General features: G+C 63.0%; 23 protein-coding genes and 1 other RNA gene. 13 read left to right on the top strand and 11 right to left on the bottom strand.

What is annotated here, in order from left to right; all coding sequences use genetic code 11:
• Positions 1-23 precede the first annotated feature (23 nt).
• Genes KTQ36_RS07525 through bla form a run of 4 tightly spaced genes read left to right on the top strand, consistent with a single transcriptional unit; the run spans position 24 to position 3,380 of the window.
• Positions 24-1,085 carry a cysteine desulfurase family protein gene (locus KTQ36_RS07525; RefSeq protein WP_218633073.1) on the top strand — a complete coding sequence of 354 codons (1,062 nt, stop codon included), beginning with the start codon at positions 24-26 and terminating at the stop codon, positions 1,083-1,085.
• Positions 1,082-2,179 (top strand): cysteine desulfurase family protein, encoded by a 1,098-nt coding sequence (locus KTQ36_RS07520; RefSeq protein WP_218633072.1) that lies wholly within the window; start codon positions 1,082-1,084, stop codon positions 2,177-2,179. Before KTQ36_RS07525 ends, KTQ36_RS07520 begins: the two co-directional genes overlap by 4 nt.
• Entirely contained in the window at positions 2,176-2,511 is a 336-nt protein-coding gene (locus KTQ36_RS07515; protein ID WP_218633071.1) for a 2Fe-2S iron-sulfur cluster-binding protein, read from the top strand. The genes KTQ36_RS07520 and KTQ36_RS07515 overlap by 4 nt, the downstream gene beginning before the upstream one ends.
• Positions 2,508-3,380, top strand: a complete 873-nt coding sequence (gene bla / locus KTQ36_RS07510; protein WP_218633070.1) for a class A beta-lactamase — start codon at positions 2,508-2,510, stop codon at positions 3,378-3,380. Before KTQ36_RS07515 ends, bla begins: the two co-directional genes overlap by 4 nt.
• A gap of 173 nt (positions 3,381-3,553) precedes the next feature.
• Here bla and ffs read toward each other — a convergent pair.
• Positions 3,554-3,647, bottom strand: an RNA gene (ffs, locus tag KTQ36_RS07505) — signal recognition particle sRNA small type.
• A 98-nt stretch (positions 3,648-3,745) separates the two neighbouring features.
• On the opposite strand from ffs, the gene KTQ36_RS07500 reads away from it, so the two are divergent.
• From KTQ36_RS07500 to KTQ36_RS07480, 5 genes are all read left to right on the top strand, one after another.
• Entirely contained in the window at positions 3,746-5,536 is a 1,791-nt protein-coding gene (locus KTQ36_RS07500) for a DNA polymerase III subunit gamma/tau (protein ID WP_218633069.1), read from the top strand.
• On the top strand, positions 5,536-5,865 hold the full coding sequence (locus KTQ36_RS07495; RefSeq protein WP_218633068.1) for a YbaB/EbfC family nucleoid-associated protein: 330 nt from the start codon (positions 5,536-5,538) through the stop codon (positions 5,863-5,865). The genes KTQ36_RS07500 and KTQ36_RS07495 overlap by 1 nt, the downstream gene beginning before the upstream one ends.
• A gap of 29 nt (positions 5,866-5,894) precedes the next feature.
• On the top strand, positions 5,895-7,526 hold the full coding sequence (locus tag KTQ36_RS07490) for a long-chain fatty acid--CoA ligase (RefSeq protein WP_255554429.1): 1,632 nt from the start codon (positions 5,895-5,897) through the stop codon (positions 7,524-7,526).
• 68 nt (positions 7,527-7,594) lie between these two features.
• A complete protein-coding gene (gene ettA / locus KTQ36_RS07485; RefSeq protein WP_218633067.1) occupies positions 7,595-9,274 on the top strand; it encodes an energy-dependent translational throttle protein EttA in 1,680 nt (559 codons plus the stop codon).
• Between the two features lie 87 nt (positions 9,275-9,361).
• On the top strand, positions 9,362-10,747 hold the full coding sequence (locus tag KTQ36_RS07480; protein WP_218633066.1) for a GGDEF domain-containing protein: 1,386 nt from the start codon (positions 9,362-9,364) through the stop codon (positions 10,745-10,747).
• Between the two features lie 6 nt (positions 10,748-10,753).
• Here KTQ36_RS07480 and KTQ36_RS07475 read toward each other — a convergent pair whose 3' ends face one another.
• From KTQ36_RS07475 to KTQ36_RS07445, 7 genes are all read right to left on the bottom strand, one after another.
• Positions 10,754-11,218: a hypothetical protein gene (locus KTQ36_RS07475; RefSeq protein ID WP_218633065.1), complete on the bottom strand. Its 465-nt coding sequence runs from the start codon at positions 11,216-11,218 to the stop codon at positions 10,754-10,756.
• Between the two features lie 10 nt (positions 11,219-11,228).
• A complete protein-coding gene (locus tag KTQ36_RS07470; protein ID WP_218633064.1) occupies positions 11,229-11,621 on the bottom strand; it encodes a hypothetical protein in 393 nt (130 codons plus the stop codon).
• A 60-nt stretch (positions 11,622-11,681) separates the two neighbouring features.
• Entirely contained in the window at positions 11,682-12,266 is a 585-nt protein-coding gene (locus KTQ36_RS07465) for a pyridoxamine 5'-phosphate oxidase family protein (RefSeq protein WP_255554428.1), read from the bottom strand.
• 59 nt (positions 12,267-12,325) lie between these two features.
• A complete protein-coding gene (locus KTQ36_RS07460) occupies positions 12,326-12,832 on the bottom strand; it encodes a hypothetical protein (protein ID WP_218633063.1) in 507 nt (168 codons plus the stop codon).
• Between the two features lie 425 nt (positions 12,833-13,257).
• Positions 13,258-13,503 carry a hypothetical protein gene (locus tag KTQ36_RS07455; RefSeq protein WP_218633062.1) on the bottom strand — a complete coding sequence of 82 codons (246 nt, stop codon included), beginning with the start codon at positions 13,501-13,503 and terminating at the stop codon, positions 13,258-13,260.
• Positions 13,503-14,030, bottom strand: a complete 528-nt coding sequence (locus tag KTQ36_RS07450; protein ID WP_218633061.1) for a pyridoxamine 5'-phosphate oxidase family protein — start codon at positions 14,028-14,030, stop codon at positions 13,503-13,505. The genes KTQ36_RS07455 and KTQ36_RS07450 overlap by 1 nt, the downstream gene beginning before the upstream one ends.
• A gap of 80 nt (positions 14,031-14,110) precedes the next feature.
• Positions 14,111-14,827: an NYN domain-containing protein gene (locus KTQ36_RS07445; RefSeq protein WP_218633060.1), complete on the bottom strand. Its 717-nt coding sequence runs from the start codon at positions 14,825-14,827 to the stop codon at positions 14,111-14,113.
• Between the two features lie 107 nt (positions 14,828-14,934).
• Between KTQ36_RS07445 and KTQ36_RS07440 the strand changes: the two genes are divergently transcribed.
• The gene (locus tag KTQ36_RS07440; protein WP_218633059.1) at positions 14,935-15,264 is read left to right on the top strand and encodes a YMGG-like glycine zipper-containing protein; all 330 of its coding nucleotides are present in this window, start codon (positions 14,935-14,937) and stop codon (positions 15,262-15,264) included.
• Positions 15,265-15,318: 54 nt separating this feature from the next.
• On the opposite strand, the gene KTQ36_RS07435 is transcribed toward KTQ36_RS07440, so the two are convergent.
• The gene (locus tag KTQ36_RS07435) at positions 15,319-15,951 is read right to left on the bottom strand and encodes a carbonic anhydrase (RefSeq protein WP_218633058.1); all 633 of its coding nucleotides are present in this window, start codon (positions 15,949-15,951) and stop codon (positions 15,319-15,321) included.
• 101 nt (positions 15,952-16,052) lie between these two features.
• Between KTQ36_RS07435 and KTQ36_RS07430 the strand changes: the two genes are divergently transcribed.
• The 3 genes from KTQ36_RS07430 to KTQ36_RS07420 are packed head-to-tail and all read left to right on the top strand — an operon-like array spanning position 16,053 to position 17,976.
• Complete coding sequence (locus KTQ36_RS07430; RefSeq protein WP_218633057.1) at positions 16,053-16,538, top strand: hypothetical protein; 486 nt, start codon at positions 16,053-16,055, stop codon at positions 16,536-16,538.
• A gap of 47 nt (positions 16,539-16,585) precedes the next feature.
• Positions 16,586-17,509: a lipoyl synthase gene (gene lipA, locus KTQ36_RS07425; RefSeq protein ID WP_345777683.1), complete on the top strand. Its 924-nt coding sequence runs from the start codon at positions 16,586-16,588 to the stop codon at positions 17,507-17,509.
• Positions 17,510-17,514: 5 nt separating this feature from the next.
• The gene (locus KTQ36_RS07420; protein ID WP_218633056.1) at positions 17,515-17,976 is read left to right on the top strand and encodes a type II toxin-antitoxin system RatA family toxin; all 462 of its coding nucleotides are present in this window, start codon (positions 17,515-17,517) and stop codon (positions 17,974-17,976) included.
• Here the strand turns inward: KTQ36_RS07420 and KTQ36_RS07415 are convergent.
• Entirely contained in the window at positions 17,937-18,434 is a 498-nt protein-coding gene (locus tag KTQ36_RS07415; protein ID WP_218633055.1) for a CinA family protein, read from the bottom strand. The two genes, KTQ36_RS07420 and KTQ36_RS07415, sit on opposite strands and share 40 nt — an antisense overlap.
• Positions 18,431-19,570 carry a bifunctional 2-C-methyl-D-erythritol 4-phosphate cytidylyltransferase/2-C-methyl-D-erythritol 2,4-cyclodiphosphate synthase gene (locus KTQ36_RS07410; RefSeq protein ID WP_255554425.1) on the bottom strand — a complete coding sequence of 380 codons (1,140 nt, stop codon included), beginning with the start codon at positions 19,568-19,570 and terminating at the stop codon, positions 18,431-18,433. Before KTQ36_RS07410 ends, KTQ36_RS07415 begins: the two co-directional genes overlap by 4 nt.
• Between the last annotated feature and the right edge of the window lie 18 nt (positions 19,571-19,588).

The following is a 19,588-nucleotide window of genomic DNA, read 5'->3' as shown; positions in this document are numbered from 1 at the left end:
GTGATTGGTGCGAGGGCGATGAAATGAGTGGGCAGCGGCTCTATTTCGATCATGCGGCAGCGACTCCGCTGCATCCCGAGGCGCGGGCGGAAATGCTCGAGGCGTTCGATTGCTGGGCGAACCCCAATTCGCCCTACAAGGAAGCGCGCGATTGTCATGCTATGCTGGAAAAGGCGCGCAAGCGGGTAGCGGCGGCGCTGGGCTGGGAGCATGACGTCATCTTCACCAGCGGCGCTTCCGAAGCGGTGCTGGTCGCCTCGCAGCTGGCGCGGGTGCCGGGGCGTATCCACTGCTGCACCGAGCACGCCATCGTGCCCTACGGCATGGGCGAGGACAGCATCGAGCTTCCGGTCGACGAGAACGGCATCGTGAAGATGGATGCGCTTGATGAGGCGTTGGCCAAGGGACCGGCGCTGGTCGCAATCCAGATGGTCAACAACGAGACCGGCGTGATGCAGCCGATCGATGCGATTTACGAGAAGGTGAAGGCGGCGGGATCGATCCTGCTGTGCGATGCCGCACAGGGCGCGGGCAAAAAGGACCTGCCCGATGCCGACATGATCTGCGTGTCGGCGCACAAGCTGGGTGGGCCTGCCGGCATCGGTGCGTTGCTGGTCAAGGACATGGGGCAGCTCGAGCCGGTCGGCGGCGGTCAGGAGAAGGGCTATCGGCGGGGCACGCAGAACGTGCCCGACGCGGTGGGCTTTGCCGCAGCGATCGAGGCCGGGCGCTATCGCAAGGCGATGCCGCGCCTGAAGGAATTGCGCGACTATTTCGAAGCCCAGGTCAAGGAAATGGGCGGGTCGATCATCGGCGAGGGCGCGCCGCGCACTCCGACGATCGGCGGGATCGCGATGCCGGGGGCGACCTCGGCTGCGATGCTGGTCCAGCTCGACCTGGCGGGGATCGCGGTAAGCTCGGGTTCGGCCTGTTCGTCGGGTGCGATGAAGGGGAGCCGAGTGGTCGCCGCGATGGGCCTGCCCGAAAGCGTGTCCAACCATTTCATCCGTGTGAGCTTCGGCCCGGACACAAGCCGCGAAGATGTTGACCGACTGCTCGAGGCGCTGCAGAAATTCGCTGCATGACCTATCTCGACTATCAGGCGACGACACCGGTGGCGCCTGAAGTCGTGGATGCGATGCAGCCCTGGCTGGGCGACAAATTCGCCAATCCGCATGCCCCCTATACCGCAGGACGTGAGGCAGCGGCGGCGATCGAACTGGCGCGCGGGCGGATCGAGCGCGCGATGGGCGTTCCCGACGGGCAGTGTGTCTTCACCGGATCGGCGACCGAGGCGATCAACTGGGCGATCAAGGGGGTGCTCAGAACGCGGCGAGTGAAGCGGTTCGTGACGCTCGCCACCGAACATGCCGCCGTGCTCGATTGCGCGGAATGGGCGCGCAGCGTGGGGCACGAGGTCGAGATCGTGCCGGTGGGACAAGACGGGCTGGTCAATATGGAGGCGCTCGATGCGGCGCTGACCGGGGGCGTGGACTTCGTCGCGGCGATGCTGGTCAATAACGAGATCGGGGTGATCCAGCCCATCGCCGAGATCGCTGCGAAAGCGAAAGCGGCCGGTGCGCTGATGCTGTGCGACGCGGTGCAGGCACTGGGACGGATCGTCATTCCGTCCGGCCCCGACATGATCGCGGTCAGCGGGCACAAGATCCATGGGCCCAAGGGCATTGGCGCGCTCTGGCTCGACAAGGGGCTCGCACCCGAGCCGTTGCTTCATGGTGGCGGGCAGGAACAGGGGCTGCGGTCGGGCACGCTGTCGCCGATGCTGAGCGTCGGGTTCGGCACTGCCGCCAAGGTCGCCGAAGAGCGGTTCGAGCAGGATCGCGCGCATGTCGAGGCGCTTTGGCAAACCGCGACGCTGGCACTGGGCGACGATTGGATCATCAACGGATCGACCGAGCATCGTTACAGGGGCAATCTCAACATTAGGCGCGGAGGCCTCGATGCCGCGCGGCTGATATCCGACCTGCGCGATCTCCAGATTTCGCTCGGCAGTGCCTGTGCGAGCGGGTCGGGTCGCCCGAGCCACGTGCTCAAGGCGATCGGGCTGTCGGACCGCGAGGCGCGCTCGTCGATCCGGATCAGCTTCGGGCGCTACACGGACGAAAAGGCGCTACGCGAGGCGATCCAGCGCATCGACGCGGCGGCACGCGCCCAATGACGCTGGTCCGTTTCCTCAAGGCGGATGGCGAGGTCGACCGGGTCGTCGAGGCGGAGCCCGGTAGCGTGCTGCTCGATGTCGCGCAGAAGAATGGGCAGCCGCTCGAAGGCACGTGCGAGGGGCAAATGGCCTGTTCGACCTGCCACGTCATCCTGTCCAAGGATGATTTCGATCGATTGCCGATCGAGAGCGAAGAAGAAGACGACCTGCTCGACCTTGCCATGCACGTCACCAGGACATCGCGGCTCGCCTGCCAAATCGTCATTCCCGACAGCGACACGCCGTTGACGGTCAAGGTGCCGCCGGGCGCGAGGGATTGGAGCGGGCGATGAAGGCGCTTGCCGCCGCTCTGGCGCTCGCAACCTGTGCCGCGGTGCCACCAGTGGTGGAGCGACCGGCATCTCTCGCGATGATCGAGGAGGCGAGTGGTGGACGCCTTGGCGTCGTGCTGCTGGACGATGAGGGGAAGGTGCTTCTCTCTCATCGCGATGAAGAGCGGTTCGCCTTTTGCTCGTCATTCAAAGTCGCGTTGGCGGGCGCGGCGTTCGAGAAGGCGCGCCAGGGTGCCATCGATCTCGACGCCTCGGTGACTTTCTCGCGAGATGACTTTCCCGGCTACCAGCCCGTGATGGAGGCGAAGCTCGACGGTGAGAGCGGCACGACCACGCTGCGCGAAGCCATCGATGCCACCGTGTCGGTCAGCGACAATTTGGCGGCCAACCTGCTGATCGACGCGATCGGCGGGCCTGAAGAAGTGACGTCATTTTGGCGCAGTTGGCATGACCCGGTGACCCGGCTCGATCGGCGCGAGACGGCGCTCAATGAGAATGCGGCAGGCGACCCGCGCGATTCGAGCAGCCCACGCGCCATGGCCGACATGATGCGTCGGCTGATCGACGGCGGTCTTTTGCCGCAGGAAAACGCCGACCAGCTGGCGCGGCTGACTCACAAGGCGACAACCGGTCTCGACCGGGTCCGGGCGGGCCTTCCGGAGGGGTGGAGCGCAGGAGGCAAGACCGGCACGTGCAAGCCTGAAGGCCAGCCGGGGCAACAGGTCAACGATGTCGGTTGGGTGCGAGCGCCCGACGGAAGGCTGTATTGGTTCGCCGTCATGCTTGACCGACCGACCGTTTCCGGTGCCGAGGCGAAGGCAATGCATGCGCGGGTCGGTGAGATTATTGCGGCGAGCTTGGCTGATTAGCTGCAGCGGCTTCAGGGCGGCCTGAAGCCGTCAGACGGGTTCGCGTCGTGACCCGCTGGCCGCTCCGTCATGTCTCTCGACCAGCTAAAGCTGCTCTCGGCATTTTGGAGGGTGGAAGCCGACGACCCGACCGAACCGAAGGACCGGGAGGGTTGATTGCTGCGATGGAAGGAAAAGGTGGAAGCCGACGACCCGACCGAAACCGCTGTGGCTGCTCCCTTCCGGGCCTGACCAGGTTCACGGGCAAGTCGTCCGCCGACTTCCGAGAGGCCATATGGCGATGAAGTCGCGTCGATGCAAGTGGCTGATACGGGTTGCGCCGATTGCCCTTCCACCCCTGCGCGCGCTCGCCTACGCTCATGGCGATGCAAGACGATGATTCGCCTCTCCCGGACGCCGAAGAAGAACGCGATACGCTGACCATGGGGCTTGGGCTCGATGAGCCGCCGCAGCCGAAGGAAGAGGCCAAGGCCGAGCCGGCTCCCGCGACGGAGACCAAGGCCGTGGAGCCCGCGCCGGCTGAGGCGCCGAAGAAAGACGACTATCAGGTCCTAGCGCGCAAATATCGTCCGCAGACTTTTTCGCAGCTGATCGGTCAGGACGCGATGGTCCAGACGTTGGCCAACGCCATCGCCAAGGACCGCATCGCTCACGCCTTTCTGATGACCGGCGTGCGCGGGGTCGGGAAAACCTCGACCGCGCGTCTGATCGCCAAGGCGCTCAACTGTATCGGGCCGGACGGCGAGGGCGGGCCGACGATCAATCCGTGCGGCAAATGCGAACCGTGCCAGGCGATTGCCGAGGGGCGCCACATCGACGTGGTCGAGATGGACGCCGCCAGCCATACCGGCGTCGACGACGTGCGCGAGATTATCGAGGCGGTGCGCTATTCGAGCGTGTCGGCGCGCTACAAGATTTACATCATTGACGAAGTCCACATGCTGTCGAAGAGCGCCTTCAACGCGCTCCTGAAGACGCTCGAGGAACCGCCGCCCCGCGTGAAGTTCATCTTCGCGACGACCGAGGTGGACAAGGTGCCGATCACGGTCCTGTCGCGCACCCAGCGCTTCGACCTCAAGCGGATCCCGGCTGAATTGCTGTCGGACCATTTCGGCAAGATCGCCGCCAAGGAAGGCGTCGAGGTCGAGCCGGAAGCGCTGTCGATCATCGCGCGCGTGGCCGAGGGGTCGGCGCGCGATGGGTTGTCGCTGCTCGACCAGGCCATCGCGCATGGCGAGGCGGGCGTGACTGCCGACCAGGTGCGCGAAATGCTCGGGCTGGCGGATCGTCGGCGGGTGTCGACCATCCTCGATACACTGCTGGCCGGCGATGGGGCGGCGATGCTGGAGAAGCTCGACGAAGCGCATGTGCTGGGTCTCGAACCGGCTGCTCTGCTGCGCGGGCTGCTCGACCAATTGCATGGCCTCAGCCGCGCAAAGGCCGGCGGAGCCGGAGACGTTATGCGGTCCGCCGAGGAACGCGCGCATGCCGAGGAAACCGCGGGCAAGCTTGGCTGGCCGCAGCTTCATGCGCTCTGGCAGCTGCTGCTCAAGGGTCTCGAGGACGTGCGCGTCGCGCCCGATCCGCGCGAGGCGGCGGACATGGCGCTACTGCGCTGCATTCACGCCGCCGGCATGCCCGATCCGGGGGCGGTCATCGATGCGTTGAATGGCGGCAAGCCGGTGCCACAGGCGACTGCGGGCACTGCGCCCGCAGACCCGGCACCTCCGCCGCCCATTCCGGGGCCGATGGGGCAGGGGGCGCCCGACAGCGTGTCGAAGCCCGACGCCAAACCGATGCCGCAGGATTTCCGTGGCTTCGTGAAGGCGATCGAGGATGCGGGGTCGATGACGCTCGGCGCGGTGCTGCACAACCAGTGCGGACTTGCCGCCTTCGAGCCGCCCGTGCTCAAGCTGCAGCCCAAGTCGCCGCTCGACGCCAATTTCGCGCGCGAACTGGCGATAAAGGCCAAGGAGGCGACCGGACAGGCGTGGCAGGTCGAGATGGTCGAAAGCGGCGGCGGACCTTCCCTGCGTGAACAGGAGTTGATGGAAGAGCAGCGCGCGAAAGACGCGATACTGAACGATCCGATGGTCAAGGCGGTCACCGACGCCTTCCCGGAAGCAACATTGGAAAAGGTACAGGAGCAAGGCTGATGGCAGGGCCCAGCATCGAAGACATCATGGCAATGGCGCAAAAAGCGCAGGAAGACCTCCAGAAGGCGCAGGACGAGCTCGGCAAGATCGAGGTCGAGGGCGCTGCCGGCGGCGGTCTGGTCAAGGTCCGCGCGACCGCGAAAGGCCAGATCAATGGCGTCGAGATCGACGACAGCCTGATGAAGCCCGAAGACAAGGGCATGCTCGAAGACCTCGTCGCCGCCGCGATCAACGATGCGCGGATGAAAGCCGATCAGGCCGCGGCCGAGGAAATGAAGAAGGCAACGAGCGGAATGCCGTTGCCGCCCGGCATGAAGATGCCATTCTAAAGGACTGATTTCAATATAGGAGTTAAGCGATGACCCTGTTCGGCGGAATGCAGGATTGGCCCATGAACGTCATGAGGCTGGTCGACCATGCCGAACGTGAACATGGGTCTCGCGAGATCGTCTCCGCCTGGGCGGACGGTTCCACCACCCGCACCAATTGGGGCGAGGTTGCGCGCAAGGCGCGGCAGATGAGCCGCGCGCTCACTGCCATGGGCGTCGGCAAGGGCGACCGTGTCGCGACGCTGGCGATGAACCATGAGCGGCACCTGATCGCCTGGTATGGCGCGATCGGGGTGGGCGCGGTGCTGCACACGCTCAATCCGCGGCTTTTTCCCGAACAGCTCGCTTATATCGTCAATCATGCCGAAGATAAGGTGATGCTCTACGACGCGCTGACCACGCCCTTGGTGGCGGCGATGCGCGACAAATGGCCCACGGTCGAGAAGTATGTCTGTTTCGACCCGCCCGAGGGCGGCGCTCCGGACCAGGGGTTCGAGGACTGGATCGGCGGTGAGGGCGATGATTTCGCCTGGGTCAATGCCGACGAGCGCGATCCGATCGGGCTTTGCTATACCTCGGGCACGACGGGCAATCCCAAGGGCGTCACCTACGAGCATCGTGGGATGATCCTGCACGCCTATGCCGAGATCCAGCCCGACTGTTTCGACCTGTCCAAGACCAGCGTGGCGCTGCCCATCGTGCCGATGTTCCACGCCAACGCCTGGGGACTGCCCTGGGCCGCGCCGCTGGTGGGGTGCAAGATGGTGCTCTCGGCCGACTATAGCGCGCCGCGCATGGTAAGCCTGTTCCGAGAGGAAGAAGTCACGCATAGCGCGGGCGTGCCGACGATCTGGATCGACATGATCCAGCATATCGCCAAGACCGGAGAAGAGCTGGGGCCGTTGAAACGCGTCACGATCGGCGGTTCCGCCGCGCCGCGCGCGATGATCAAGTGGTTCCGCGACCGCGACGTCACCGTCGGCCACGCCTGGGGCATGACCGAACTCGCGCCCATCGGCACGCTGCCGGGCAAGCCCGATGGCTGGGACGACATGAGCGATGCGGAGCAGGTCGACTATACGGCGCGGCAGGGCAGGGTGCCCTTCGGGCTCGAACTGCGCACGGTCGACGACGAGGGCAACGAGCTGCCCCGCGACGGAACGTCGTCGGGGAATTTGCAAGTCCGCGGCGCCTGGGCGATCCAGCGCTATTTCAAGGCCGACGAGGATGCTGCCGACGCCGATGGCTGGTTCGACACGGGCGACGTCGCCGCGATGCATCCCGACGGGTCGATGCAGATCACCGATCGCTCCAAGGATGTCATCAAGTCCGGCGGAGAGTGGATCAGCTCGATCGAACTTGAAAATGCCGCAGTCGGCATCGACGGGATCGCCGAGGCCGCCTGCATCGGCATCTACCATCCCAAGTGGGACGAGCGGCCGCTGCTGGTGTGCGTGAAGCGCGACGGCTGCGAGCTTTCGGGCGACGAAGTGATTGAAGGGTTGAAGGGCCAAGTCGCCAAATGGTGGCTGCCCGACGCGGTCGAGTTTGTCGACGAGCTGCCCCACACCGCCACCGGAAAGCTCTCCAAGAAGACCCTCCGCGAACAGTTCGCCGAGTATCGTTTCGAGGGCGTCGAGGAACTCGCCGGACGCGACTGATTGCACGAGCGCGCGCGATAGGCTAACCGCGCCTCGATTTCCCTATCGATTCAAGGAACAAGCGACCCATGGCCGCCCAATATGCTTTCGTCATGAAGGACATGACCAAGTCCTTCCCCGGTGCCAGCAAGCCGGTGCTCTCTAACATCAACCTGCAATTCTATCAGGGCGCGAAGATCGGCATCGTCGGTCCCAACGGCGCGGGTAAGTCGACCCTCATGAAGATCATGGCGGGCATCGACACCGACTTCCAGGGCGAGGCGTGGCCGGGCGAGAACATCACTGTCGGCTACCTGCCGCAGGAGCCGCAGCTCGACGAGAGCAAGACGGTGCTCGAAAACGTCAAGGATGGCGCGCGTGACATTGCCGACAAGGTCGATCGCTTCAATGCCATCTCCGCCGAGATGGGCGATCCCAAGGACGACACCGATTTTGACGCGCTCATGGAAGAGATGGGCACGCTGCAGGAAGAGATCGATGCGGTCGACGGGTGGACGCTCGACAACCAGCTCGAGATCGCAATGGAAGCGCTCCGTTGCCCGCCTTCGGACGCGTCGGTCGAAAACCTCTCGGGCGGTGAAAAGCGCCGCGTCGCGCTGACACGTCTCCTGATCCAGAAGCCGGACATCCTGCTGCTTGACGAACCGACCAACCACCTCGATGCCGAGAGCGTCGAATGGCTCGAAAACCACCTGAAGGAATATGCCGGCGCGGTGCTGATGATCACCCACGACCGCTATTTCCTCGACAATGTCGTGGGCTGGATCCTCGAGCTCGATCGCGGAAAATATTTCCCTTACGAGGGCAACTATTCGACCTACCTCGAGAAGAAGGCCAAGCGCCTCGAGCAAGAAGCGCGCGAGGAAAGCGGGCGCCAGAAGTCGCTGTCGCGCGAGCTCGAATGGATCCGGCAGTCGCCCAAGGCGCGCCAGACTAAATCGAAAGCGCGTATCCGCAAGTTCGAACAGCTCCAGGACGCGCAGTCCGACCGTAAGCCGGGCAAGGCGCAGATCGTCATCCAGGTCCCCGAGCGTCTCGGCGGCAAGGTGATCGAGGCGAACAACATCTCGAAGGCTTATGGCGATAAGCTGCTGTTCGAGAACCTGAGCTTCACGCTGCCCCCGGGCGGCATTGTCGGCGTGATCGGGCCCAACGGCGCGGGTAAGTCGACCCTTTTCAAGATCATCACCGGTCAGGAAGAACCCGATAGCGGTACAATCGACATCGGCGACACGGTGCGCCTTGGCTATGTCGACCAGTCCCGCGACGATCTCGACCCAAAGAACAATGTCTGGGAAGAAATCTCCGACGGGCTCGATTATATGCAGGTCAACGGTCACGATACCTCGACGCGCGCCTATGTCGGCGCCTTCAATTTCAAGGGTCAGGACCAGCAGAAGAATGTCGGCAAGCTGTCGGGTGGTGAGCGCAACCGCGTCCACATCGCCAAGATGCTCAAGCAGGGCGGCAACGTGCTGCTGCTCGACGAACCGACCAACGATCTCGACGTCGAAACGCTGGGTGCGCTAGAAGAAGCCATCGAGAATTTCGCGGGCTGCGCCGTGGTCATCTCGCACGACCGCTTCTTCCTCGACCGCCTGGCGACGCACATTCTCGCGTTCGAAGGCGACAGCCACGTCGAATGGTTCGAAGGCAACTTCGAAGCCTATGAAGAGGATAAGCGTCGTCGTCTTGGTGACGCCGCGGACCGTCCGACGAGGCTCCAGTACAAGAAGTTGACGCGCTAAATCGCCTTGGTAAACCCGTTGCTGACAAGCGCGGGTTTACCCGATAGAAGCTCCGTTCGGGCAGGGGAGCCCGCGAGTGGGGTTGGCATGGACGGGCGTTTCATCGAGCAGACGAGGTTGGTGGCGTATTCGCTGCTTTATTTCGCCTGCGCGCTTCTGGCGCTTGTCGTCAGCGGGGCGGAAGACAATGTCGCCGCCATCTGGCCCGCTAGCGGCATCTTCGTCGCCGGGCTGCTGCGTGTTCGTCAGGATCATCATGGCGTGCTGATCATGGGCGTTGCGGTCGCCAGCTTCGCCGCGAACCTGATCGGCGGGGTAGGGGTCGTCACCTCGTTTCTCTACACGATCGCCAATATCTTGGAGGGACTGTTCGTCTGGCTGCTGATGGGCAGCCGGCGACGCGCGTCGTTCATCGATCCCAAGACACTGGCCCGCTTCGTCCTTTCGATCGCCGTCGGTTCGCTCGCCAGCGCAATCATGGCTGGGGTCTTAGCGGGCACTTTCACGCTCAGTTTCCTCTCCAGTTGGTCGAGCACGGTGTTTCTGGGCATGGCGACGGTGACGCCGACCATCATGTTCATGATGCATGACAAGGCGAGCCGTCGCGCGCTGGTTTCGCTGCGTGGATTCCTCGTGATCGGCTTCGTGGCCGCACTCACGGCTGCGGCGTTCGCGCAGTCGCAATATCCGGTGCTGTTCCTGCCGATGGCGGGGATCGCAGCGGCGACCTACATGGTCGGCCTGTCGGGCGCGTCGATGGCGCTGGTGCTCGTGACTGCGATCGGCAGCTATTACACTGCCAACGAAACAGGGCCGGTCAGCACGGCGTTCGAAACGCTCGATGCACAGGTCATCTATTTCCAGGCCTATCTTCTCTGCCTGATCGCCTCGATCATTCCATTGGCGTTCATGCTGAGCCGTCACCAGGGCGAGGCGGAGCGCAATCGTGTGCTGGCCGAAACCGACGAACTCACCAACCTGGCCACGCGCCGGAAAATCCTTGCCAGGCTCGAGGACGCGATGGAGCACGCCCGCGCCTCGAAGAAACCGCTGGCGATCGCGATGATCGATATCGACCACTTCAAGTCGATCAACGACGAATTTGGCCATATCCATGGCGACCGGATCCTGGCCGCACTCTCCGACATGATGCGCGCGGAATTGGCGGCGACCGGGGAATTGGGGCGTCTTGGCGGCGAGGAGTTCATCGCCATTTTTTCAGATGAAACGGCACGCGACATCTTCGATCGATGCGATGCGTTGCGCGAACGCGCTGCGACGACAAAATGGCCGGTCGACGGGCCCGACAAGGTGACGCTGAGCATCGGCATCGCGCAATTCCGTCCGAGCCACGAGATCGCCGGCCAGATGCTTCGCGATGCCGACGTCGCGCTCTACCGCGCCAAGGATGAGGGACGAAACCTCGTGCTGGTCTACGAACAGACGGAAATGGAGCGTCTTGCGGCGAGCTAAGGCGCGCTACTCGACAGGTTCGGCTTCCGTATTTTCCGCCGCCTCTTCGCCGTCTGCATCTACTGTCGCGGAAAGCTGTGCGATCAGGGCGCTATACTGCTCCTGCAAGAGTAGACCGTCTTCGCGGAGCTGTTCGATCTCGTCGGTTACGCCGTTGATGCGAGCGCGTGCGTTGGCGTCCACATCGTCCGTCTGGTCGGCTGCCTCGCTAGTCGCGACCTCCGCCTGTGCGTCGATCTCCGCATCAGCCTCTTCGATGGCCTCGGCAACGGCTTGGCCGATTTCGTCGGGTTCGATCTCGCCCCGTTCGATGCGCTCGCCAATCTCGTCGATGCGTTGCTCGATGATCTCCGCCTTGTCCTCGATCCGGTGGTCGGAGATGATGACGCCCTCGCGGAAAGTGTCGCTGTGGATCATCACGCCGCCCGCCATGGCGACGCCGGTCAACGCGATCCAGCCAAATCGTCCCACCTGAGCGCTCCTACTTCTTTTTCTTTTTCTTGGGTTTCTTGGCCGACGGTTTCTCGTCCGCATCGTCTTCGTCGTCGACTTCGGTCACGATCTTGAGTTCGATCTCGTGGATGTCGTCTTCGGCCGCGCGGCGTGCGCGTTCGGCGGCGCGTTCGGCGGCTTCTGCGGCCTTCTCGGCTGCCTCGAGGATCGCGAGGCGAACGCGTTCGGCGATCGATGACGCTTCCTCGCGCAGATTGCCTGCTTCTTCGCGGGCCCGTTCGACTGCCTCGTGTGCTTCTTCCAGCGCAACAGTGCGCGCCTCGGCGGCCGCAGCGAGCGCCTCGTCGCGGGCCTGGGCAGCAGCAGCGCGAGCTCGTTCGAAATGCTCGCGGGCGCGGTTGCGGGCTTCTTCCTTGTTCATGCGACTCAAACCTCCAGTTCAGAGGCTTAGTGTATCACTACAACAATACAGTTACAAGTCTTATGGAGCGAGCCACGTTTCCTGTCCGCGGTCGCGCAGGTCGATGCGTGCGCGGCGATGGCCATGATGGTCGAGGAAAAACCAGTCAATGGTCTCGATTTCGACGAGCAGAAGAGCGAAGTTCTCACGCGCTTCGACGAGCTGCTCGTCGGTGGGCGCAACGCCCTCGAGATGGTCGGGCAGCCCGCTCGTCGGTATATCGGACGGGGCGCCGGGCGCAGACCCCAAGTAGCATCGCCGCGCAAAGTTGGTCGCTTCCGACCAGGCGTCGTCGACCTGTTGTCCCTCAGTCTCGATCGATCCGACGCCAGCGAGACGGAGTTGGACCTTGCGGTCGCGGTCGTAGATGAGAACGTGGACAGCTGGGTCTTGCTCAATCACCGCGCATTTCGGCGCTCTTGAATCGGTATGAAATCGCAAAGTCATGGCATCGGAATCGAACGCGCGGAGCACCATGATGCGTTGGTCGCCGTCTGCGGTTCCGACGACGGGCGTATGCGCCGCGCGGCTGCGATCGACGACGCCGTTGGCGAGCATGGCGGAAGCGTCCGCGAGGACCTGGTCGAAAGTTTGCGGGGTGCTCATGCTGCTGGGATGATCGATTGCACCGCACCTTTGTTCCGCCTCTTTGACGAAGACGTCGCCTATTGAATGCGGATGCGGCCATTGCCGTCGAATGCGCCCAACTCGTCCAACGCCTCGATCACGTCGTTGATCTCGTCGGCATCGAGGCCTCGGCTCTCGGGCAACGGGTCGCCGCTGTCATTGGCGGCTTGGAGCTTTTCACGCGCGAGTGCGACGACATCGTCGAGATGCACGTCGGTGCCGTTTTCCACGGTCATGACGGTCTGGCCGTCAGCGGCATCGATCTCTTCTATGTTATCAAGCGTGAACAGGCCGGAGCTGACCAATGCGGTGGCGAGCGCTTCTTCATAGCTCTGTTCGGCATCGGCACCATTATCGACCGCCTCTTCGGCCAGGTCGATCTCGCGCTCGAAGTGGTCGCCGACGTCTTCCCATTGTTCGACATTGGCCTCGATGGCCGCAGCGCCATGTTCGATCCCGCGTTCGATGTCCTCGCCATGGTGCAAGGCGATGCCGGCGATCAGCGCCACGCCGGTGGCGCCGATCCAGAATAGACTCTTGAGCATCGGTCCGTCCTTTCAGTCCCATAATTGGGGACGAAGGCGTGTCGTTCAAGAGATATATCTTATAAGGAACCCTAGAATGGGACTGTCGATCCGGTGCTAGAACGCCAGCAGGAATGCAGACGTCCCGCATATTCCGATGACGAAGCCGAAGATACCCGCCGGCCATTTGGCAAAGTCCGGTTGCACGCAAACCCTCCCCGAAAATGGTGCAGGTGCCGGGGTCTCACCACCCCGGCACCTGCAGTCCCCCGCTCAACTTGTGCAGGAACGAGAGAGTGTTTTCCGGCGCGCGGCAAGTGAGCGATAATCGAGGGTGAACAGTTAAAGACGAAGCGAACAGATATGGCGACGGGCCGACCCGTCAGGAACCGGAAGGGTCCCAGAACGGAGCGGCCCGCCAAGGTTTCGGCAATATTTCGCTCTCGTCAGACGTCGCCGCGTTTGTCCGAGAATTCGAACATGCCGTGGGCGATCTGGTCTTCCTTGGTCACGCCTTCGGTCGCATCGGGATCGTCGATGCGCTCTTCGGCGGCCTGCGTTGCGACATCCTTATTCAGCACGCCGCCATTGCGACCTTGCTGGGACGGCGTCTCGACCAACGTTTCGATCATGCCAGCATTATCGTTGCGCTTGGCCGTCTCGGTTCGGCGATTGAGTTTGTCGTCAGCCATTAGTCGATCTCCACCGTCGTGCGATTGTCATCCTGGAAGTCGTCGCCCGGATCCTTGCCGAGCATGGAAAGCGCAGCTGCCTTGAGCGTCGCGCCCGCATCGGCTTCCCAGATGTCGGCCTGTTCGGTGTCGAAGCGGAGCAGGACAAGATTGGGATCCGTCTTGCCGTCTTCGAACCAGGCGGCGATCATCGGATTCCAGAGACGGTCGATGACCTCCCGATCATTGTCGATCACAAGTTCGCCATGGATATGCGCGAAGATGTCATGCCCTTTGGAGGTGAACGCGGCGACCGCGCGATGGCGCTGCCCCATTCCCTGGACAAGATGTTCGCGATTATCGGCGAAGAAATAGATCGTGCGTGACCCGTCTTCTCCGTCGACCTGTGCGGTCATCGGACGGGTCCGGCTATCCTCGACCCCTTGGAGGCCGAGCATGATAAAGGGGCTGCTGCCGAGCTCCTTCCAGAACTTTTTCTCAAGTTCCTGAGCGACTTGTGCGTCGCTCTTGTCTTTGTCGAAGAACATGTAACGCTTCTCCTTTCTTTCCCTCATCAACGTTCGGGCGGGGGAGGCGTTGCTCGACTGGTCTACGGCAAAAGGTCCTATCAGCGCATGCGCTTCACGCGGATGCCGCTGTCGCCATTGGCCTTCACGTCATAATGCGGGAGCGAGCGGACCATGTCCTTAAGGCTGCGGAAGCCGTAATTGCGCACCGAAAAGCTGGAAATCTGGGTCGCGCGCTGACCGAGTTCGGACAGGGTCGTGTACCCTTCTTCGTCGCGGGTGGATGCGCGAAAGGCGTCGCCGAGCACCTTGAGCAGTTCCTCGTCGATCTTGCTTTCCTCGATCTTGCCGTCGGTCCCGCGTTCCGAGAGCTTGGCGACGTCGAAGAAGCGGTTGCAAGCCTTCTTGAAGCTAATCGGCGCCTTGGCGGTGCCGAAGCCGTAGACGGGAAGGCCTTCCTGCCGGATTCGCAGCACGAGCGGTTGGAAATCGCTGTCCGAGCTCATGATCCCGAAGCCGTCGACCGTGCCGCCATGCAGCAGGTCCATCGCCTCGATCACCATCAGCATGTCGGTGACCGACTTCCCCTTGACGATATCGAACTGCTGGACCGGGAAGATCGAGTAGTCGCCGCGACGGTCGACCCATCCCTTCAGGGCGGGTTTTCGCCAGTTCGCATAAGCGCGTCGGATGTTGATCGTGCCCAGCTCGCCAAGGACCAGGAGCACTTCGTCGAGATGTTCGGGGCTGGCATTATCGGCATCGATAAGGAGCGCGATATTGAGCGACTCCGGATCGTGATCGTTTCGCCTGCTCATCGTTCATTCATTCCCATTCGTCTCACATAGCCGCTCGTCGTCGGAACGAAACCCCCTTCCGAGCGTCGAAGCGTACACAAATTCATTCCGCCCAAGGGAGAGTAAGGATGAGAAAATTCGCAATCATGGCCGCCACGGCCACCGGCCTCACGCTGACCGCCTGTGCGCAGGACCGCTATGGCTATGGCGACCCCTATCGTGACACGCAGACCGAGCGCGCCGTGAAGGGCGCTGCGATCGGCGCGGCTGCCGGTGCTGTTGCCGGTGCGGTCATCCCGGGCGTTTCCACCGTGGAAGGTGCGGCCGCTGGCGCAGTGCTTGGTGGTGTCGCCGGTGCGGTCATCAAGGGCAAGCAGTACTACCGCGATACACGCGGCTATTGCTATTACGTCGATGACAACGGCAACCCGGTCTACGACTATGACGTGCGCTGCTAGTCGCTGACGTCATAAAGACCTGAAGAGGGGCGGTAGCGATACCGCCCCTTTTTGTCAGATTGGGCGGAATTCGTCCGCTTGCTCGTCGAGGAGGTAGAGTTGCCCCTCGCTGATCGAGAAATGACAGCCGAGAACCTTGAGCGTCCCGCCATCTTCGCGCTCCTTCACGAAGGGGAACGTCCGGAGATTGGCAAGACTGCGACGAATTGCCGCTTCCTCAAGAATGCGCGCGGCATCAGGGCCTTCACCATGTTCTTTCGCGATGCCCTGGGCGAGTTGGTCGACCTGTTCCATCCAGCGATGCACAAAGCCGCCTTCGCCCGGAGGCGCGTCGTGGAAGCAGCCGGTCAGCGCGGCACCGATGCCGCCACAGCGTTCGTGCCCCATGACGATGACTTCGGGTACTTTGAGCTGGGTGACCGCAAATTCCAGTGCAGCGGACACACCGTGGCGCCCTTCATTTTCTTCAAAGGGCGGCACTAGGTTGGCAACGTTGCGAACCACGAACATTTCACCCGGATCGGTATCGAAGATGGTCGCGGGATCGACGCGACTGTCGGAGCAGGCGATAATGATGGCGCGCGGGCTTTGTCCTTCAGCTAACTCGACCCATTTCCCTTCTTCGCCAGATACCTTGCGGTCGCGAAAGCGGCGATATCCTTCGAGAAGATTGCCAAAACCCTTCATGAGGCCTCCCTACGATTGCTGCGTCTCGGCTAGTCGGCGCTTCCGCACTTTGCAAGCGTGCGCGATTGCGCCATCCTGTCGTCGTGAAAAAGTTCGCTGTCTTGCTCCTGGTTCCCATGCTCGCGTCATGCGGAGCAAAGAATTTCGTATCCGGGCACCCGACCAGTCAGGCGCAATTCCTGTTCGTCGACGCCAACGTCGACGGGGCGCTCGTGACAAGCGAATATGGCGACAGCTGCCGGACGCCGTGCAACATTCCGCTGCTTGCCGATCGCGGAGGCAAGGTGACGATTTCGGCGCCCGGCCATGCCTCGCAGCGGCATCTGGTGGGGAGTGAATATCTTGTCGTTACGCCACCGCCGACGACGGTCAGCGCCTCGGTGTTCACGGGAGGTCGCTGGTCGGGCGTTTCGGTCGGGGCGTCCACCTCCTTCTCGGGCCCGAAGCGGATTGCAGTCCTCGATGAGGGGCTGCTCCTCGTCGAACTGCAGCCGCTTGGAGAGGGGGAGGTCGATCCGTTGCAGCCCGGAGAATTGACGACGGGTCGACGCTACACGCTCGACGAGTGGGAAGCCCGCGCGAAATAGTCGCCCACGGGTTGGCATTGCGCGCCTTCATCGCTATCTCGCGCCTCATGAATGCCCCCTTCGACCAGAACGCGCCCAAGAAGCGCAAACCCGACTGGATCCGCGTCAAGGCGCCGGTGTCCAAGGGCTATGCCGAAACGCGCAAGCTGATGCGTGATCTGGGCCTCGCCACGGTGTGCGAAGAGGCGGCGTGCCCCAATATCGGCGAATGCTGGACCAAGAAGCATGCGACCGTGATGATCCTTGGCGACACGTGTACGCGGGCCTGCGCCTTCTGCAACGTGAAGACGGGGATGCCGCGCGCGGTCGACGCGAAAGAGCCCGAGCATGTCGCGACGGCTGCCGCGGAGATGGGGCTAGAGCATATCGTCATCACAAGCGTCGACCGCGACGACCTGCCCGACGGCGGCGCGGACCAGTTTGTGAAGGTCATCCAACAGCTGCGCGACAAGACGCCGGATACGACCATCGAAATCCTGACGCCGGACTTCCGCAACAAGCACGAGGCTGCGATCGAAAAGATCGTCGAGGCGCGTCCCGACGTCTTCAACCACAATCTCGAAACCGTGCCGCGCCTTTATCCGACGGTGCGTCCGGGTGCGCGCTACTACGCGTCGCTACGCCTGCTCGAGCAGGTGAAGAAGCTCGACCCGTCGATCTTCACCAAGTCGGGTGTCATGGTGGGCCTTGGAGAAGAGCGGCTCGAAGTGCACCAGGTGATGGACGACATGCGTTCCGCCGACATCGATTTTCTCACCATGGGCCAATATCTCCAGCCGACGCCCAAGCACCATGAGGTGAAGGAATATGTCACGCCCAAGGCGTTCGATGCCTACGCCTCGATTGCGCGTGCGAAGGGCTTCCTGCTGGTCGCGGCGAGCCCGCTGACACGGTCGAGCTATCACGCCGGCGACGATTTCAAGAAGATGCAGGACGCGCGCGCCAAGAAGCTTGCGCGGATGGGGGCCTGAGCCGAATGCCGCGTCACAGCGAGACGAAGCATCTTCCCTATACGCCCGAGCAATTGTTCGACCTCGTTGCCGATGTCGGACGCTATGACGAATTCCTGCCCTGGGTGACCGCGGTCCGCGTCCGCTCGAACAGCGAGACCGAAATGCTCGCCGACCTTGTGGTGGGCTTCAATGCCTTCAAGGAGCGTTTCACCAGCCGCGTCACGAAGAAGCGTCCGGAAGAGATCACAGTTGAGTATGTCGAAGGGCCGCTCAAATATCTCAAGAATGACTGGAAGTTCGAGCCCGCCGACGATGGCGGGACGAACGTCCATTTCTGCGTCGATTTTGCGTTCAAGAACCGGATATTCGAAAGCCTTGCAGGCTCGATGTTCGATCGTGCGCTACGGCGGATGACAAACGCCTTCGAGCAGCGCGCTGCCGCGCTCTACGGGAGCAGCAGTTCGAGCGCCGCCGACGCTGCCTGAAGCCGGATTTCCTCGCGGCTCCCATTCTTGTCGAACTGATGCAGATGGGCTTCGGCGACATCGCCGCGGCGTAGCGCCTTTGCGATCCAGACGGTGCCGACAGGCTTGTCGAACGTGCCGCCGCCCGGGCCCGCGATCCCGGTGATCGCGACGGCGACATCCGCGGTCTTGACCTTGTCGAGTGCGCCCTTGGCCATCGCAAGCGCAATATTTTCGCTAACCGCGCCTTGGGCGACGATCATGGCCTCGGGGATGAGCAGCATCTGGCTCTTGGCCTGATTGGCATAGGTGACGAAGCCGGCCTGTACGACGTCGGAGGAGCCTGCATGCTCGGTCAAGGCCGCGGCGACGATCCCGCCGGTGCAGCTTTCTGCGGTTACGATCCGCCGACCCGCATCGCGGTTGGCGTCCAAGACCTTGCCTGCGAGGTCGAAGAGTTTCTGCGGAACGAGGCTCATGTCGGCATCCTCACTGTTGCAACGGCTTGCGCGGCGATACCTTCGCGGCGTCCGGTGAAGCCCAATTTCTCGGTGGTGGTGGCTTTGATGCTGACCCCGCCTTCGTCCAGCTCGAGGATGCGCGCGACATTGGCGCGAATGGCATCGCGATGCGGGCCGACCTTGGGCGCTTCGCAGATGATCGTGCAGTCGACATGGTCGATCACACCGCCCTTTTCGCGCACCAGATTGGCGGCGTGGGCGAGGAAAGTCTCGCTGTCCGCGCCCTTCCATTGCGGGTCGGAAGGCGGGAAATGCTGGCCGATATCGCCGAGCGCCGCTGCGCCTAGCAGAGCGTCGGTGATGGTATGGAGGCAGACGTCGGCATCGCTGTGACCCGAAAGTCCCTTCTCATGGTCGATGGCAACGCCGCCGAGCATCACGGGGCCGGATCCGGCAAAGCCATGCACGTCGAACCCCATTCCGGTGCGCGACACCAGATTGGCGGCGAGCATTTGCTCGGCGTGTGCGAAATCTTCGGCCGTTGTCAGCTTGTCGAGCATCGGGCTCCCCGCGACCAGCGCCACCTCGGCGCCGAATGATTGCACAACCTGCGCTTCGTCCGTGGGTTCCTCGCCGGTCCACGCGGCGTAGGCCTTGGCGAGGATGTCGGTCCGAAACGCTTGCGGCGTCTGGACCCGGACGATTTCCTCGCGCGGCACGCGGCCGCCCAGCTTCTCGCCATGCGCACGCGCGAGCGTATCGACCGAGCGCAAGACCGGCACGGCGGCGGCTTTTTCGGCAAGGGCGGACAGGAGCGCGGAACTGACGTCAGTCGGGCAAAATGGCCTCGCCGCGTCGTGGATGAGCACCTTGCCTGCATCGATCGATGCAAGACCGCTGCGCACCGACTGGCTGCGTGTTGCGCCTCCGATGATGAGATCGCCGACGTCGCGTTCGGCAAGTGCCTCCGTAGCGAGATCCTGCTGTCCGTCACCGACCACGACGCGGACCGGATGATCGCCGAAGGCGTCGACCGCGTGCGCCAGCACGGTTTTGCCGCCAAGCTTGCGATATTGCTTGGGCACGTCGCCGCCCATGCGTTGCCCGCTGCCTGCCGCGACGATGAGGACGACATGATCCATGGCCAGCCTCATAGACGCGCCATTCATTGC

Origin of the sequence: Sphingomicrobium clamense (assembly GCF_019264355.1) — a bacterium.
Classification (GTDB): Bacteria; Pseudomonadota; Alphaproteobacteria; order Sphingomonadales; family Sphingomonadaceae; genus Sphingomicrobium; species Sphingomicrobium clamense.
The sequence above is the reverse complement of the archived record's forward strand: the minus strand, read 5'-3'. Positions and strand labels throughout refer to the sequence as shown.

Coding starts and splice junctions, on each gene's coding strand:
- bla (WP_218633070.1), top strand. CDS start 2,508: ATGAAGGCGCTTGCCGCCGCTCTGGCGCTCGCAACCTGTGCCGCGGTG.
- KTQ36_RS07525 (WP_218633073.1), top strand. CDS start 24: ATGAGTGGGCAGCGGCTCTATTTCGATCATGCGGCAGCGACTCCGCTG.
- KTQ36_RS07490 (WP_255554429.1), top strand. CDS start 5,895: ATGACCCTGTTCGGCGGAATGCAGGATTGGCCCATGAACGTCATGAGG.
- KTQ36_RS07420 (WP_218633056.1), top strand. CDS start 17,515: ATGCCGCGTCACAGCGAGACGAAGCATCTTCCCTATACGCCCGAGCAA.
- KTQ36_RS07495 (WP_218633068.1), top strand. CDS start 5,536: ATGGCAGGGCCCAGCATCGAAGACATCATGGCAATGGCGCAAAAAGCG.
- KTQ36_RS07515 (WP_218633071.1), top strand. CDS start 2,176: ATGACGCTGGTCCGTTTCCTCAAGGCGGATGGCGAGGTCGACCGGGTC.
- ettA (WP_218633067.1), top strand. CDS start 7,595: ATGGCCGCCCAATATGCTTTCGTCATGAAGGACATGACCAAGTCCTTC.
- KTQ36_RS07445 (WP_218633060.1), bottom strand. CDS start 14,827: ATGAGCAGGCGAAACGATCACGATCCGGAGTCGCTCAATATCGCGCTC.
- KTQ36_RS07440 (WP_218633059.1), top strand. CDS start 14,935: ATGAGAAAATTCGCAATCATGGCCGCCACGGCCACCGGCCTCACGCTG.
- KTQ36_RS07500 (WP_218633069.1), top strand. CDS start 3,746: ATGCAAGACGATGATTCGCCTCTCCCGGACGCCGAAGAAGAACGCGAT.
- KTQ36_RS07455 (WP_218633062.1), bottom strand. CDS start 13,503: ATGGCTGACGACAAACTCAATCGCCGAACCGAGACGGCCAAGCGCAAC.
- lipA (WP_345777683.1), top strand. CDS start 16,586: ATGAATGCCCCCTTCGACCAGAACGCGCCCAAGAAGCGCAAACCCGAC.
- KTQ36_RS07465 (WP_255554428.1), bottom strand. CDS start 12,266: ATGAGCACCCCGCAAACTTTCGACCAGGTCCTCGCGGACGCTTCCGCC.
- KTQ36_RS07460 (WP_218633063.1), bottom strand. CDS start 12,832: ATGCTCAAGAGTCTATTCTGGATCGGCGCCACCGGCGTGGCGCTGATC.
- KTQ36_RS07435 (WP_218633058.1), bottom strand. CDS start 15,951: ATGAAGGGTTTTGGCAATCTTCTCGAAGGATATCGCCGCTTTCGCGAC.
- KTQ36_RS07450 (WP_218633061.1), bottom strand. CDS start 14,030: ATGTTCTTCGACAAAGACAAGAGCGACGCACAAGTCGCTCAGGAACTT.
- KTQ36_RS07410 (WP_255554425.1), bottom strand. CDS start 19,570: ATGAGGCTGGCCATGGATCATGTCGTCCTCATCGTCGCGGCAGGCAGC.
- KTQ36_RS07480 (WP_218633066.1), top strand. CDS start 9,362: ATGGACGGGCGTTTCATCGAGCAGACGAGGTTGGTGGCGTATTCGCTG.
- KTQ36_RS07470 (WP_218633064.1), bottom strand. CDS start 11,621: ATGAACAAGGAAGAAGCCCGCAACCGCGCCCGCGAGCATTTCGAACGA.
- KTQ36_RS07520 (WP_218633072.1), top strand. CDS start 1,082: ATGACCTATCTCGACTATCAGGCGACGACACCGGTGGCGCCTGAAGTC.
- KTQ36_RS07415 (WP_218633055.1), bottom strand. CDS start 18,434: ATGAGCCTCGTTCCGCAGAAACTCTTCGACCTCGCAGGCAAGGTCTTG.